This window comes from Leifsonia sp. GW821-FHT13C09 (assembly GCF_058806435.1).
Genome location: NZ_JBXAPS010000008.1, coordinates 55,280 through 70,400, shown reverse-complemented (window position 1 = coordinate 70,400; position 15,121 = coordinate 55,280). Strand labels below are relative to the sequence as shown.

Here is a 15,121-nt window from a genome sequence, read left to right as displayed (position 1 = left end):
GTCCTATGCCGTGAACGGCCGCTTGCCGTCGCAGAACGCGCACACCCAGTGCCCGTTCGTGTACTCCCAGAGGTGGGCGTGCGGAGCGTCGAAGAACCCGCAGGGGTCCGTGACAAGGGACGCTTGCGGGTCGGTGTTGATCGTGTCGGTGTTGATCGTGTCGGTGTTGATCGTGTCGGTGTTGATCGTGTCGGTGTTGATCGTGTCGGTGGTCGGCATCTCGGATCGGCTTTCTGCGGCGGGTGCGGCGGCGCTTTCGGCGTCACAGCCAGTATCCGATCCGGCACCTGGCACCCGAAATACCGCAAACTGGTGGCGCCTGATGTGGGGGCGCGCTCCGGGCCCGCGGCTCAGCCCCACACGTCGGCGGCGATGTCCACGACCTCGCGCACCTTGGCCCACTGCTCCTCCCGGGACAGCAGGTTGCCCTCCTCGGTGGACGCGAAGCCGCACTGCGGGCTGAGCGCGAGCTGGCCGAGCGGTGCGAATTCGGCCGCCTGGTCGATCCGCCGCTTGATCACGTCAGAGTCCTCCAACGCACCGGTCTTCGACGTGATCAGGCCGAGCACGACCCGCTTGTCCCCTTCCGGCAGGAAGCGAAGCGGCTCGAATCCGCCGGCGCGCTCGCTGTCGTATTCGAGGAAGTACCCGTCGAACTGCGTGTTGCCGAGGAGCTGCTCCGCGACCGGCTCGTAGCCGCCCGAGGAGATCCACGTCGAGCGGAAGTTGCCGCGGCACACGTGCGTGGTGACCGTGAGGTCGTCGGGCTTGCCGTCGAGGATGCGGTTCAGCATCGCCGAGTACCGCTCGGCGATGCCGCTCGTGTCGATGCCTCGATCGCGCGCCTTCGCGAGCTCCGCGTCCGAGCACAGGTAGGCCCAGGCGGTGTCGTCGAACTGCAGGTACCGCGCGCCGGCGTCGTAGAAGGCGCTGAGAGCGTCGCGATAGGTCTGGACGAGGTCATCGACGAGGTCGTCGCGTCCGCCGTACGCCGACGGCGCGATGTGGCCAGGCTCGAGCCGGAAGTCGAGCACGGTGGGAGCCGGGATCGTGAACTTGGGCACGGCCCCGGTGGTGCTCTCGACGAGCGCCTTCAGCGACCGGAAGTGCGCAAGGAACGGGTGGTCGTCACCGAAGCCGATCCTCCCCGTCACCTCGAGGCCGCGGGGCTTCGTCTGCACCCCCTGGAACTGGATGCCGTGATCGAACTCGACGACCTCGACCCCGTCGAGCAGCCCGAAGAAGTCGAAGTGCCACCACCCGCGGCGGAACTCGCCGTCCGTCGCGACCTGCAGCCCCGCCTCGGCCTCACTGAGCACGAGCTCCCGGATGGCCGCGTCCTCGACGGCGCGCAGTCCGTCGCGATCGAGCGCGCCGGACGCGTACTCATCGCGGGCCGCGGCAAGCTCGGGCGGACGGAGGAAGCTGCCGACGACGTCGGCGCGGAACGGAAGTGCTGGCATCTCTCGAGGCTATCCGATCGTCTTTCCTGTGTTACGGCGTGAACGGTTGCTTCTGGTCGCAGAACGCAGAACCTGGTGCCGCGCGGGCCACACGTAATACACGCTCGCGGCGACGAAGAGTCCGACGAGGAAGGAAAGGTCGACGCCTCCGATCGCGTGTGCGACGGGTCCTTCGTAGAACGGGAGGGCCGCGAAGGGGATCATCGACGCGAACCCCGCGCCATAAGCGATGAGGCCACGGGCCGACCAGCGGCCGTACATCCCGCCCTTGTCCAGAATGTCCGCGATCGAGTACTCACCCTTTCGAACGAGGAAATAGTCGGTGAGGTTGACGGCGGTCCACGGGACCAGCAAGAACAGCATCGACGAGAGCGCCCCGCCCGCAACGCCGACGACGTCGTTGCCGAAGGGGATCGCAATCGCCGACCAGACGACGACTGCTCCCAGGCCGACCCACAGGCGGCTCGCCCTGCTGCTGCGGTAACCGAACATGTCGGCGGCCGTGAGAACTTGGAGTGCCACGCTGTATGAGAACGACCCGAGGCACACCACGAGAGTGGCGACGGAGACGACGGCGAGAAGCAGGCCGAAGCCGGGGAGGGCCGAGTCGCCCGCTCGCGCGAGCGAGGTCAGGGCGTCGTCGGCGCCGAACGTCGCCGCGAGCCACGCGCCGATGCCCAGCAGCCAGATGGCTGAGAGGCCCGTCCCCGCGTAAACACTCGCAATCAGCAGGCCTGGCTTAGTGGTCGGCGGCAGGTAACGCGTGTAGTCGGACACGATCGGTGCCAGCGCGATGTTGTAGGCCGCGGAAACGGCGAACTGGGCGACGAACGCAACGACGCTGAAGCCGAGGGCCGCTGTGTGCGAGGAGTGGGGAACGGACACGGCGCCGACCAGCACCGCGATGGTGAAGGCGGCGAAGAGGGGAAGCGAGATGTAGAAGATCACCCGGCTGGCGCGGTGAAGCGCATGATGACCGAGCACAGCGAGGACGGCCGCTCCTGCGTTGATGACGATGCCGACCACAGCCGGGGACCAGCCGAACATGCTGTTGAGCCCACCGGTCGTGAGAACCGTGTACACGACCCCGAAGCCCAGGTAGCAGGCCACAGCCATGATCACTGCGATGGTCGCTCCGTAGAACCCGAACTGGGCGCGGGACTGAATGATCTGCGGCAGCCCCATGTGCGGGCCCTGTGTTGCGTGGAACGCCATGAAGAATGTCCCGAAGACCATCCCGGCCACGCCCGCGACGATCGTCCATCCGAAGGAGAGTCCGAGGGACGGCCCCGTGAAGCCGAGCGCGATCGTGAAGAAGCTCCAGTTCGCTACGAAGAAGAAGGGTGTGATGCTCCAGGCATTCCCTGTGCGTTTCTCCAGTGGAATCCATTCGATCGATGCGGTTTCGAGGAGCTCGGAGCGGGGCCCGCTGGTCAGTTCCAGCAGATCATCGCGTTCTGCGGTCATCGGTGTCTCTTTCGGGTGTGGGGGAAATGGGGGAACTGGGGCAGAGAAGCGGAATCGCCAGCTGCAGCGCAGCGATCGCGGGTGGGACGGGGCTCTCCCCCGCCGCGAGCTGGTAGACAACGGTGCCGTCGACGACGGCCAGTACGGCCTGAGCGACCTCCGGACGCACCACGCGACCGTTGAGCGCCAGGATCCGGGCGACGAGATCCGCGAGTTCCTCGTTGTATCGCGTGACGAGCGGACGCAGCTCGGGGTGTCGGCCCGACTGGATGTACCGTTCGTAGACCCCGGAAATCGTCGCCCGGGAGGTTTCGGCCTGTTCGGATGGATGGATGGTGGCCACCTCGACGATGGCGATGGCAGCCTGATCGACCGTCAAGGGTCGAGGGAGGCGATCGATGAACTCCTCACCCCGCAGAGCCCACCCGGTCAAGGTGTACTGGAGCGCCACGCTTCGCAGGTCATCGCGAGAAGCGAAGAACGCGCGCACCGTCGCCTCCGGCAGTTCCGCTTCTTCGGCGACCGCGCGATGCGTCAACGCGTCGATTCCGCGTCGGCGCAGCACGGCCGCCGCCGCGCGCACCGCCGTGAGTTTGCGGTGGGCGGAGCGAGTGGAACGCTGAGGAGTCCGGTGGTCCATGATCGTTCGTCAGAGAGCCAGTAGGTACCGGTCGCGTTCCCATTCGGTGACCGTCTGGTGGAAGGACTCCCACTCGGCGTACTTCATCTCCGTGTACTCGCGCACGAAGCGATCGGGGAACACCTCCGTTGCGAGCCTGCTGGAAGCGAACGCCTCGGTCGCTTCCAGCAGGTTGCGGGGAAGCCGCGCGCTGTTGCTGCGGTCCGCGTCGTGGCTGTCGAGCAGAGCCACGTCGACGGGGTCGCCGGGGTCGAGGTCGTTGCGGATGCCGTCGAGACCGGCGGCGAGAAGAAACGCAGCGGCAAGGTAGGTGTTGGCCGACGCGTCGACCACCCGGTTCTCGATCGCCGGCCGGTTGGCGGGCAGTCGCAGCATGCACGAGCGGTTCTGCACTCCGTAGGCGGACCACACCGGGGCCCACGATGCGGTTCCGTCGGCCAGGCGGGGATTCAATCGCTTGTAGGAGTTCACCGTCGGGGTGACGATCGCCGCCAGCGCGTCGGCGTGCTTCATGATTCCGGCTGAGAACGAATAGGCGAGGCGGCTCCAGCCGATACCCCGCGGGTCGGTGGAGTCCAGCATCAGGTTCTCGCCGGTCCGAACGCTCTCCAGGCTCATGTTGTAGTGATGTCCCGACCCCCACGCTTCCGTGTACGGCTTGGGCATGAAGGTGGCGAGCAGTCCGTGACGCTTGGCGATCTGGCGGACCATCACACGGAAGAAGGCGACCTTGTCCGCCATCTCGAGGGCGCCGTCGTACCCGAAGTCGAACTCGTACTGACCGTCTCCACCCTCCTGGTCGAAGCTGTAGACGCCGAACCCGGTCTCCTGCATTGCGCTGACGAGTTCGTCGAGGAAGTCGGCGGCGTCGAGGGTCGCCTCCGTGTCGTACGCCGGCGACGGCTTGAGTCCGCCGCTCGGGGCGATCGGCTGGAGGTAGGAGGCCGACGTCGGCTGATGCGATGGGCGGAATACGAAGAGTTCGATTTCGATGCCGAGCTTGAAGTCGAATCCGAGCTCTCTTGCGTTCCGCAGCTGATCCTTCAGGATGCTGCGTGTGCACTGGTCGAAAGGCTCCTGGCCTTCGCGGAGAAGGTCTGCGGCCATCCATGCGAAGCGGCGGTCCCAGGGGAGAATCCGCAACGTGGAGAAGTCCGGGATCGCGACGGACTCGTCTTCCTGCGGCTCCATCGGGCCGAATCCGGTGGTGCCGCGCGGCGTGTAACGCTCAGAGCCCTCCAGCATCTCTTCCAAGCGGTCGACGGGGACGATCTTCGCCTTGGAACGTCCGTGGACGTCGACCCAGCCGCCCATGGTGTACTTCACGCCCGATGATCGGAGGGCATCGATCGTCGAAGGGCTCGTCGCCAGTCGGGTTGTTTCAGTCATGCTCATGAGGTGCTCTCTCTAAATCCAGATCGGGGTGGCCGGAGCAGGCGATCGCCGCAGCGGCACCTGCTCGATGAGGGCATGGGAGACCTTCGCGTCGATGACATCGACGATGAGTTCGAAGATTTCGCCGCCCAGGTCGGCGGTCGCTTGTGACGGCTTTCCCGTCACACCGTTCGTCGACAGCGACTCGGCCGTGTAGCGGAACGTGAGACCCTGTGTGCGGTCCGGGTCATCGGCGCCCCTCATCGCGTCTGTGTCGACCAGTTCGGGGCTCAGGTGGAGTACGACCGACGTCTCTGCGCGATTCGCGTGGATGTCGTCACCGTCGGCGTTCACGAGTGCCGACACCCGCTCGTCCGCGCGCCACCAGTCGACCCAGGAGGAGCGAAGGTCCGGCCGTCGGAACCGGAGGACGTCGGTGGCCGATCCGAGCGGGGTCGCGTTGCCCATGTGGCCGTTGACGAACAACACTCGGGTGAGGCCGCTCACTGCCGCCCACTCCGCGTAACGGACCAGCACTCGGCTCAACTCGTCCGGAAACAGGGACAACGTGCCCGGGAAAGCCATACCGTGGCCGAGGCTCGACCCGACGGTGATCGGCGGCAAGACGATGAGATCATCGGGCCGGCGCCTCTCGACCGCGTGGCACAGCGCGATGGCGATGCGGGTATCCGTATCGGTCGGGAGATGCGGACCGTGCTGCTCGGTCGCGCCCACCGGAACCAGGCCGACGCGATGGTCCAGGCCGGCCGCAGCGAGCTGCGACATGGTCGATTCGGCCCACCTCACGAGGCTGTCCTCCGGCAGGCGTGCTCGATGAGCGGCGAATGTTCTGTGAGAGACATGTTCGGCTCTCCATGACTGCGGAGCAGTGCGCTCCCAAATCCTGCCGGGCTTTTGTCCCCTGGTGTCCGGTCATGCGCCGGCGCTTCTCTCGGTCCAGACCTCGGTGCTGAGCGGAACCCTAGAAAGCTGCCCTCGTCGAGGGTGTTACCGGGAGGCTAACCGAGCGGTGTGCAGAGGTGTTACCGCCGAGTTCCGATAACGTAACATTCGCCCGGCGCCGACTCACGCCGCCGGCGGCGTCGGTTCGCCCAGGGACAGCATCAGGCGGTTGGCCCAGTTGAAGAAGGCGGCGCCACTGATCGCGTCGATGATCGCCACGTCGTCCAGGCCGGTCTCCCGCAGCGCACGCACGTTCTCGGCCCCGAATTCGTTCGGGATGGCCGTGAGCGCCACCGACGCGTCGATCACCGCGCGCCACTGCGGGTCGTCCTGCGGCGCCGCGGTGCCCTCGTCGAGGAGGCGCTGCACGTCGTCCGGCCTCTTGGAGTGGTGGCTGGCGAAGCGCGCGTGCACGGAGGCGCAGAAGATGCAGCCGTTCGTGCGGGATGCCGCGGCGGCCGACAGCTCGCGCAGAGCACGGGTCAGGCCGCCCTTCTCGTTGTAGAAGATGTCGTTGTCGGTCCGGGTGCGGGCGCCGAGGATGTCGGGATCGCGCACGAGCAGCCGGAAGTACGAGCTGTTGGCCCGGCCCTTGTCGACCAGGCCGTCGTAGTGGCGCTCGGTGAGCTCCTCCAGCGGCAGCGGCTCGAGCCACGCCTCCCAGCCGAGCTGCTCCTGCGTGAAAGCGTTCGGGGCCTCATTCTCGGTGCGGGTGATCGTCTCGCTCATGCGAGCTCTCCTTTCAGGGCGGTCAGCCCCGCGACCACGCGGAGCTGGAAGCTGAGGAACGCGACGAGCTGCGACAGCGTGACGATGCCGGTAGTCGACCAGCCCGCGTCGAGCAGCTCCTGGAGAGCCTCGGCCGACGCGTCGCGCGGCCGGTAGACGAGCAGATGCGTGTGCGCGAGCGCGGCGGCGAGGCGCTGGCCGGACGCGGCCTGCACCTCCGGCGACGGCTGCCAGTGGAGGCCGTCGACGTTCTCGGCCGACAGGGGACCCTCCGGGTAGTCGCCGTACGGTCCGTCGGTCAGCGCTCCGGGCAGCGCGGCCTCCAGCGCCGCGAGCAGGCCCGCGTCCTCCACCGCCAGGAGGTCGCGGTAGAACGTCGCGGTGGCCGACTTGGAGAGCGCGACCGTCCAGTAGGCGACGGCCAGCCGCTCCCGCTGGGCGACGTGGGACAGCTCGTCGGAGCCGAACAGCGCGTCGAAGCTCGCCTGCGCGTTGGCCCGGGCGTTGGGGCGCTGGTCGCGCAGGGCGTCGAGCGGGTCGCCCGGTCGGATACCGACCAGCTGGTCGATGACGTCGGCGGTCATGGAAGTCCTTTCGAGGGTCGGTTCGGTGCGGAACGGGTTCAGCGCAGGGCGGCCGCCGGCACGGCCGGCGACCAGTCGAGCAGTTCGCGCCCGACCACCGCGGTGAGCTCGATGGAGCGCAGCACGGTCTCGTGCGGCGGGTCCACGGGGTGCGGCTGGAATGCGACGTCGGTCGCCCGGGCGAGGATCGTGTCGGCGGCGAGCGTGGTGAGCACCTGCTCCGGTGTGCCGATGTGGACGTCGAGCCACGCCAGGAGCTCGGCGTCGGTCGTCCCGGCCGGCACGGCCAGGCCCTGGGAGTCGACGAACGCCCGGCCGCGGTCGATCCCGCGCCGGACCCACGAGGCCGCCTCGGCCTCCGTGTCGACCGCGAGCACCGACCGGGAGGCCAGGATGCGCGGCGCGACGCCGTCGGGCAGGGCGGCGAGGTAGGCGTCGACGATCGCCTCCTGGAGCTGCGGGGACGTGGGCGCGTCCCACTCCCGCCGCGGCTGGGTGCGCGAGAGCATCAGGCCGTTGCCCCGGCGGCCGATCCGGGCAGCGCCCTCGGCCGAGAAGGTGGCCTCCCAGATCACGTCGAGCAGCTCCGGCGCGCACGGGTACAGCGCGCCACCGTCGGAGGTCACGGTCTCGCCCCGCAGAGCGGAGACCAGCGTCTCCCGGTGCCGGTCGTAGATCGCCGCGCGGTCGGCCGGGTCGTGCCCGAACGGCGGGAACGACGACGGCGTACCGCCTGAACCGATCCCGAGCTCGACCCGCCCGCCGGAGAGCAGATGCAGCACCGCGGCGTCCTCCGCCACGCGCAGCGGCGCCTCCAGGGGCAGAGTGACGATGCCGGTGCCGAGGCGGATGCGGGAGGTCAGGGCCGCCGCCTGCGCGAGCAGGACGAACGGCGACGGGAGGCCACCCTCGTCGGCGTGGAAGTGGTGCTGGGCGACCCACACGCTGTCGAGCCCGACCTCCTCGGCGCGGACGAACTGCGCAAGCGCGTTGCGGTAGCGGTCCAGGGCCGTCCCGTCGTCGAGCAGCCGGGTGAAGAAGCCGAGCCGCTGGCGCGGGCGCCCGGTGAGTCCGTCGTCGGTCATTGTGCCGCCTTTCCCAGGTAGGCCTCTTGGATCTGCGGGTCGTCGAGCAATTCGCGCGCCGTGCCCTGCAGCACGATCGCGCCCGTCGCGAGCACGTAGCCCCGGGAGGCGATGGAGAGCGCCAGCTCGGCCTGCTGCTCGACGAACAGCACGGCCACGCCGAGCTCGGTGTTGATGCGCACGATCTCATCCAGTACCTGGTCGACGAGCTTCGGCGAGAGGCCCATGGTCGGCTCGTCCATGCAGACGAGCCTCGGCCGGCTCATCAGCGCCCGTGCGAACGCGAGCATCTGCTGCTCGCCGCCGGAGAGCGTGCCCGCCAGCTGCCTGCGGCGCTCGGCCAGGCGCGGGAAGTGCGAGCGCATCCGGTCCAGGTCGTCAGCGAGGGCGGCCTTGTCCCCCCGCGAGCGGGAGCGGCGCGTGTACGCACCGGCGATCAGGTTCTCGTCCACCGTCATCTCGGGGAACACGCGGCGGGCCTCCGGCACCGACGCGATGCCTCCCGCCACCCGCCGCCGCGTGGAGGCGTGCGTGATGTCCTCGCCGTCGAACCGCACGGTGCCCGACTTCGGCCGCACGAGCCCGAGGATGGTCTTCATCGTGGTGGATTTGCCGCTCGCGTTGCCGCCCAGCAGCGAGACGATCTCACCCTCCCCCACGGTGAGGGAGTTGCCGCGCAGGGCGTGGAACGGTCCGTAGTAGACGTTCACGTCCTCCAGCGCCAGCAGGTCGGTCGTACCCGTCATGCCAGGTCCACCCCTCCGAGTCCGCGACGGCGCCCGAGGTAGGCCTCCACCACGGCGGTGTCGCGGCGCACCTCGTCCGGACGGCCCTCGGCGATGATGCGGCCGCCGTCCATGACGATGACGCGGTCGGAGACCGTCATGACCAGGTCGAGCTTGTGCTCCACGAGCAGGATGCTCTGGCCGGCGGCCTTGAGCTCGAGCAGCTGTGCAAGCACCTCCGCCGTCTCGGACTGGTTCATGCCCGCGGTCGGCTCGTCGAGCACGAGCAGCTTGGGCTCCAGCGCCAGCGCGCGGGCGATCTCGGTGCGGCGCCGGTTGGCGTAGCTCAGCGAGTACGCCGGGTCGTCGCGGCGCGGGCCGAGGCGCGCCTCGAACCGGTCGATCTCACCCTCCACCACGGCGTCGATGGCAGCCCGCTCGCGGCGGGAGGACGGCGTCCCGACGATCGCGATGTACAGCTCGGCGAGCAGCGGGATCCAGCGCAGCAGGAACAGGTTCGACAGCCTCCGGAACGGCCGGTGCGCGCGCAGCGTCGTGTGCAGGCCGACCTCGATGTTGTCCGCCACCGATAGCGTCGCGAACACCCGCCCGTTCTGGAAGGTGCGCGCGATGCCGTGCTCGGCGATGCGCGCGCTGTCCGCCCGCTCGATCCGCTCCCCGTCGAGGGTGATGGTGCCGCCGTTCGGCCTGATCGCCCCGGTGACCAGGTTGAGCGTGGTGGTCTTGCCCGAGCCGTTCGGGCCGATGATCGAGACGACCTCCCCGCGGTGCACGGTGAACGAGATGCCGTCGACGGCTTTCAGCCCGTCGAAGTGGCGCTCCAACTGGTGGACGCTCAGCAGCGTGTCCGCGGTCATGAGTTCCTCACCAGGATGCCGCCGGGGCGGAAGCGGACGACCAGGATCAGCACCAGGCCGTAGACGATGATGCGCAGCTCGGGCGTGAACCGCAGCAGCTCCATCGCACCGATCAGGACGATCGAGCCCACCACGGCGCCGTACGGAAGACCGACGCCGCCGAGGATGACGATGGTCACCACGAGCAGCGACATCAGCATCGTGAAGATGGTCGGGTCGATGTAGGTGTACTGGTGCGCCAGCAGCGAGCCGCCGATCCCGGCGAAGAATCCGGAGACCGCGAACGCGAGCGCCTTGTAGTCGCGGCCGCGCACGCCCGACGAGAGCGCCGCGACCTCGTCGGAGCCGACCGACGAGATCAACTTGCCGAGGTGCGAGGTGCGCAGCCTCCACATCACCAGCAACGTGATCACGAGCACGCCGAAGTCGATCCAGTAGTACGCCTGCGGGGTGTTCAGCGGTGTCCCGAACCACTCCGGCACCGGGATGTTGTAGAGCCCCTGCGGCAGGATCAGCTGGATCACCGCGACGATGGCGATCCCCAGACCGAGCGTGGCGATGGAGACGTAGTGCCCCTTCACGCCCCAGATCGGCGACGCCAGGATCGACGCGACGACCGCGGCCGCGAGCCCGGCGAGCGGCAGCGCCACCCAGAACGGCACGTGCACGTAGAGCGTGAGGAGCGCGGAGGCGTACGCGCCGATCGCGATCGGGCCGGCCTGACCGAGCGCGAGCACGCCGGCCTGCCCGGCGGTCACCGTGAACCCGGCCGCGATGATCGCGTAGACGAGCACCTGGGTGCCGGTGGTCAGGAGGTAGTCGTTGCCGAACAGCGGCACCACGATCCCGAGCACCACGAAGGCGAGCGGCCACACCCAGCGCGGGATGCGCAGCGGCCGGCCCTTGCCGAGAAAGGTGCCGGTCAGCGGCTCGGCCGAGATCAGCGGGACCTTCCCGAAGAGGCCGCCCGGCCGCACGATGAGCACGACGATGAGGATGACGAAGACGATGATCTCGCGAGCGGTGTCGCCGAAGAAGTGGATCCCGAACGCCTCCAGGATGCCGAGCACGAAGCCCCCGATCACGGCTCCGACGAGCGAGCCCAGACCGCCGAGGGTGGCGGCCACGAACGAGGTGAGCCCGACGTCCAGACCGGAGCTGGGGTTGGCGACGCCCACGTAGAGCGCGATGAAGACGCCGGCCAGGCCTCCCAGCGCCGAGGCGATCACGAACGACAAGTGCTGCACCTGGCCGACCGGGATGCCCATCTGCAGGGCGGCCTCCTGGTCCTGGGCGGTCGCGCGGATGGCGCGGCCGACCTTGCCGTATTTGAGGAAGACGGTCATCACGACCATGACGGCGGCGGTCGTGGCGAGCATGACCAGGTCGCTCGTGCCGAAGCGCATGGTGCCGATGTGCAGGTTCGACGTCGGCAGCACCTCCGGGAACACCCTGAACTGCGCCGTGAACGCGGCCTGCGACGCGTTGTCGAGGATCAGCGAGATCGCGTACGTCGAGAGCATCGCCGCTAGCGGCAGGAACTTCGCCAGCGGGCGCACGACGGTCACGTTGATCAGCAGCCCGAGCGCGCCGCAGATCGCGAGCACGAGCAGCAGCGCCAGCCAGAACGGCAGTCCCAGTTTCACGACGAAGAACCAGGACAGCATCGCGCCCAGCCCGAAGAACGAGAACTGGGCGAAGTTGACGACATTCATGACGCCGAAGACGAGGGAGATGCCGACTGCTCCGAGGGCGTAGACGTTCCCTCGGAGCAGGCCGGCGATCAGTGTGTCGAGCATGGTGTGCGTTTCAGCGGCTCAGCCGTTGTACGCGACCCACTTCCCGCTCTTCAGGATGCTCGGGGTGAGCTGCGGAGACGCGACGCGGCGGGTCGACTGGTCGAAGGTGATCTTCCCGTAGACGACGCTCGGCACGTCCTTGACCTTCTTGAAGCCGGCCAGGATGCCCTCGCGGGTGGTGCCGCCGATCTTCGCCGCGGCGACCGCGACGTGGAGGGCGTCGTAGGCGCCGGCCTCGAAGCCGGTGACCTCCGACTCGTTCGGGTACTTCTTCTTGAACGCCTTCACGAAGTCCTGGACCTCCGTGGCGGGGTTGGAGGCGAGGAACTCGGCGCCGTTGATCGCGCCCTCGGCGTCCTTGGTGCCGTCGAACGACTGCTCGTCCTGCCCACCGTAGAAGGTGCCGGAGTAACCGATCGCGCGCAGCTGCGTGACCAGCTTGGCGGCGTCCGGTCCGTAGCCGATGTGGACGAAGGCCTGGGGCTTGCCGGCCACGGCCTTCGTGAGCGACGGCCGGTAGTCGTCCGAGGTGTCGAGCACGCCCTCCGCGTCGGTGATCTTCAGGCCGATCTTCTTGGCCTCATCCTTGAACGCGTTGAACGCCGGGATGCCCCAGTCGGCGGTGTTCAGGTAGGTCACGCCGACGGACTTGATGCCCTGCTTCTTGATGTAGTCGGCGGTCCACGTGTAGGTCGCGCTCGTGGTGATGGAGGTCGACCACTGGTACTGCGTTCCCTTGGCGGTGAAGTCCGGGTTCGAGTTGTTGAAGCCGTACTGCAGCAGCTTGCCCGCGGTGTAGATCGGGGAGGCGGGGATGGACGCGGCCGAGGAGTAGTCGCCGAAGACCAGGCTGACGCTGTCGTCACCGACGAACTTCTGCGCGACCGCGACCGACTGCTTGGGGTCGGACTGCGAGTCCTCGTACTTGAGCGCGACGGGGTGGCCGTTGATGCCGCCCTTCGCGTTGACCTCCTCGACGGCGAGGTCGAACGCCTCCTTGAACTGCTGGCCGTACTGCGCATACTGGCCGGTCTCTGCGGCGCTCACTCCGAAGTAGACGGGGCTCTTCCCGGACGAGGAGCCTCCGGTGGCGGCCGACGAGCCGCTCGCGCAGGCGGCGAGTCCGGCGACGGTGAGAGCGGCGACGGAGACGACGGCGGCGCTCCGGAGAGTTCTCTTCATGGCTGTGTCCTTCGATCGGGCGGAGAGTGACGCGGGGTGGGGTGCATCGCCGACGCTAGGAGCACGAGCACCCGGACCGCATCCTCCGTCGTCACATTCGGTAGTCGCGCTCAACAGACGTCACGAAAGTTGCAAAGACCACGGCGAAGTGCTTAGAGGGTCCTTGGGGCAGTCAGCAGGCCGAGGCTATCGGGGAGATGAGCCGACGAGGCGGGCCGAGTCACTCGACGGGAGCGCTCTCCTCCTGGGCGGACTCAGAGGCTCGTGCGCGGCGGCGGCGCAGCGCGCCGATCACGATGGGCAGGACCGACACGACGACGACGACGATCATCAGTACGTCGATGTTGTTCGCCACCAGCGGGATGCCGCCGAGCAGCACCCCGAGGACCACCATGACGATGGTCCAGCTCACACCGCCGAGCGCGTTCCAGAGCAGGAAGCGCCGGTACCTCATCGCCGCGATTCCGGCCGCCAGCGGGACGTAGGTTCGCACGAATGGCACGAAACGGCCCAGCACCAGCGAGACACCGCCATAGCGAGCGAAGAACGCGTCGGCCGCCTCGAGCCGCTCCGTCTTGAGGATGCGCGCGTCCGGCTTGAAGAGGCGCCGCCCGAACCGTTTCCCGAGCCAGTAGCCGACCTGATCTCCCGCGAACGCGGCGACCGCGGCGACGACCACGATCTGCCAGGGCTGGATGTCGAGGTGAGGCGCGAGGATGGCGGCGGTGATCAGCAGCGAGTCACCGGGAAGGAACGGGAACAGCACCCCGGACTCGATGAACACGACGACCGCGATGCCGACCAGCACCCACGGCCCGAACGCGTGCAGCCAGGACGACGCGTCAAGAAGGGGGATGCTCGAGTGGAGGACCATAGCGCCCAGTCTCTCCAGGCCGTCGCAAGGTGCCTCTAAGAAACCGGGGGCTCCTCGGAGACCTTCGCACCTGAACAGCGGAGGGCGTGGGATTCGAACTCTATCCGCGGTTCTCTGGCCGTCCGGGCGTGACCCTAGAACCGCGGAAAATCAACGGTCTAGAAGCTCAGGTGACGCGCTCCGAACCTATACGACCTCACTCGGTTGTGCGCAAAGTGTGCGCAGATTTGATCCGCCCCACGAGCTCAGCCGAACTCGCGTGGCGCGCGACGGAGCGATTGTTCAATGCGAGCCGGAAGAATTCATGAACTCGCAAAGTTCCGAATTCTTTCCGGCGTAACACGGCCAGTTCCCGCGCGAATGCACGAGACGGTGGTGGAGTGACAGCTCCCCCAGTCGACGAGATCACCCTCCGCTTCCTCGTGGCGCCCTCGGACATGGACGCAGCAGGCGACTCCGTGCAAGCCGGACGTGTGCTGGAGTGGATCGACAAGACGGGATACGCGTGCGCGGTCGGCTGGAGCTCGTCCTACTGTGTGACGGCGTATGTCGGTGATGTCCACTTCACGAGGCCGATCCCGGCTGGGTCGATCGTGCAGGCGCACGCACGGATCATCTACACCGGCCGCACGAGCATGCACGTCTTCGTCTCGGTCGACACCGCCGACGCCCGCGACCGCACGTTCACGAATGCCACGCACTGCCTCCTCGTCTTCGTCGCCGTCGACGAGACCGGCGCCCCGCAGACCGTTCCGGAGTGGAAGCCATGGGGCGAGGCTCAGCACCTCCTGCACCGCAGAGCACAGGAACGCATCGAGCCGCGGAGACGGATCCAGGAGGCCATGCTCGGTCAGAAGTACACCGAGGCCGGAACCGCACCGCGCACCGTGTTCCGATTCCTGGCCGCACCCGGCGACGCCAACTGGGGCGGCAAAGCCCATGGCGGCACCGTGATGCGGTGGATCGACGAGACGGCGTACGCCTGCGCCGCCAGCTGGAGCTCCAACGCCGCCGTGGCCGTCTACGCCGGCGGAATCCACTTCTACCGACCGATCCACATCGGCCATCTGGTGGAACTGGATGCCCGGCTCATCCACACGGGCGAACACAGCATGCATGTCAGCGTGCGCGTCCGCTCCGCCGACCCGGCGACTCCCCGCGACCTGCAATTGACCACCCAGTGCTTAAGCATCTTCGTCGACCTCGACGGCGACAGGCATGCGAAGCCGATCGACCAGCTAGTTCCGATCACCGCCGAGGACAGGCGCCTGGACGCCCACGCAAAGGAGTTGATCCAGCTTCGAAACGACATCGCACGGATCCCGCCGGGGCTGGCGCGCTTCGCTGCACAGTGACCG

General features: G+C 68.0%; 15 protein-coding genes. 1 reads left to right on the top strand and 14 read right to left on the bottom strand.

What is annotated here, in order from left to right; genetic code table 11:
* Positions 1-3: 3 nt before the first annotated feature.
* The 14 genes from AC1ROW_RS19570 to AC1ROW_RS19505 all read right to left on the bottom strand — a co-directional run bounded on the left by AC1ROW_RS19570 (position 4) and on the right by AC1ROW_RS19505 (position 13,763).
* On the bottom strand, positions 4-219 hold the full coding sequence (locus tag AC1ROW_RS19570) for a hypothetical protein (protein WP_493020968.1): 216 nt from the start codon (positions 217-219) through the stop codon (positions 4-6).
* A 131-nt stretch (positions 220-350) separates the two neighbouring features.
* Positions 351-1,463, bottom strand: a complete 1,113-nt coding sequence (locus AC1ROW_RS19565; protein WP_493020967.1) for a 5-methyltetrahydropteroyltriglutamate--homocysteine S-methyltransferase — start codon at positions 1,461-1,463, stop codon at positions 351-353.
* A 9-nt stretch (positions 1,464-1,472) separates the two neighbouring features.
* Positions 1,473-2,930, bottom strand: a complete 1,458-nt coding sequence (locus AC1ROW_RS19560; protein ID WP_493020965.1) for a purine-cytosine permease family protein — start codon at positions 2,928-2,930, stop codon at positions 1,473-1,475.
* Positions 2,911-3,570 (bottom strand): TetR/AcrR family transcriptional regulator, encoded by a 660-nt coding sequence (locus tag AC1ROW_RS19555; protein WP_493020963.1) that lies wholly within the window; start codon positions 3,568-3,570, stop codon positions 2,911-2,913. Before AC1ROW_RS19555 ends, AC1ROW_RS19560 begins: the two co-directional genes overlap by 20 nt.
* Positions 3,571-3,579: 9 nt before the next feature.
* Positions 3,580-4,896: a glutamine synthetase family protein gene (locus tag AC1ROW_RS19550; RefSeq protein ID WP_493020961.1), complete on the bottom strand. Its 1,317-nt coding sequence runs from the start codon at positions 4,894-4,896 to the stop codon at positions 3,580-3,582.
* A gap of 81 nt (positions 4,897-4,977) precedes the next feature.
* A complete protein-coding gene (locus tag AC1ROW_RS19545) occupies positions 4,978-5,730 on the bottom strand; it encodes a creatininase family protein (protein WP_493021060.1) in 753 nt (250 codons plus the stop codon).
* A 300-nt stretch (positions 5,731-6,030) separates the two neighbouring features.
* Positions 6,031-6,636 carry an alkylhydroperoxidase domain protein gene (locus AC1ROW_RS19540; RefSeq protein ID WP_493020959.1) on the bottom strand — a complete coding sequence of 202 codons (606 nt, stop codon included), beginning with the start codon at positions 6,634-6,636 and terminating at the stop codon, positions 6,031-6,033.
* Positions 6,633-7,220: a CMD domain protein gene (locus AC1ROW_RS19535; RefSeq protein WP_493020957.1), complete on the bottom strand. Its 588-nt coding sequence runs from the start codon at positions 7,218-7,220 to the stop codon at positions 6,633-6,635. Before AC1ROW_RS19535 ends, AC1ROW_RS19540 begins: the two co-directional genes overlap by 4 nt.
* A 38-nt stretch (positions 7,221-7,258) precedes the next feature.
* On the bottom strand, positions 7,259-8,305 hold the full coding sequence (locus tag AC1ROW_RS19530) for a putative FMN-dependent luciferase-like monooxygenase (RefSeq protein ID WP_493020955.1): 1,047 nt from the start codon (positions 8,303-8,305) through the stop codon (positions 7,259-7,261).
* Positions 8,302-9,051 carry an ABC transporter ATP-binding protein gene (locus tag AC1ROW_RS19525; RefSeq protein ID WP_493020953.1) on the bottom strand — a complete coding sequence of 250 codons (750 nt, stop codon included), beginning with the start codon at positions 9,049-9,051 and terminating at the stop codon, positions 8,302-8,304. Before AC1ROW_RS19525 ends, AC1ROW_RS19530 begins: the two co-directional genes overlap by 4 nt.
* Positions 9,048-9,908: an ABC transporter ATP-binding protein gene (locus AC1ROW_RS19520; protein ID WP_493020951.1), complete on the bottom strand. Its 861-nt coding sequence runs from the start codon at positions 9,906-9,908 to the stop codon at positions 9,048-9,050. Before AC1ROW_RS19520 ends, AC1ROW_RS19525 begins: the two co-directional genes overlap by 4 nt.
* Positions 9,905-11,707: an ABC transporter permease gene (locus AC1ROW_RS19515; RefSeq protein ID WP_493020949.1), complete on the bottom strand. Its 1,803-nt coding sequence runs from the start codon at positions 11,705-11,707 to the stop codon at positions 9,905-9,907. The genes AC1ROW_RS19520 and AC1ROW_RS19515 overlap by 4 nt, the downstream gene beginning before the upstream one ends.
* An 18-nt stretch (positions 11,708-11,725) precedes the next feature.
* The gene (locus AC1ROW_RS19510; protein WP_493020947.1) at positions 11,726-12,889 is read right to left on the bottom strand and encodes an ABC transporter substrate-binding protein; all 1,164 of its coding nucleotides are present in this window, start codon (positions 12,887-12,889) and stop codon (positions 11,726-11,728) included.
* A gap of 220 nt (positions 12,890-13,109) precedes the next feature.
* Positions 13,110-13,763, bottom strand: a complete 654-nt coding sequence (locus AC1ROW_RS19505) for a DedA family protein (RefSeq protein WP_493020945.1) — start codon at positions 13,761-13,763, stop codon at positions 13,110-13,112.
* 380 nt (positions 13,764-14,143) lie between these two features.
* Between AC1ROW_RS19505 and AC1ROW_RS19500 the strand changes: the two genes are divergently transcribed.
* The gene (locus AC1ROW_RS19500) at positions 14,144-15,118 is read left to right on the top strand and encodes an acyl-CoA thioesterase (protein ID WP_493020943.1); all 975 of its coding nucleotides are present in this window, start codon (positions 14,144-14,146) and stop codon (positions 15,116-15,118) included.
* The last annotated feature ends 3 nt before the right edge of the window (positions 15,119-15,121 follow it).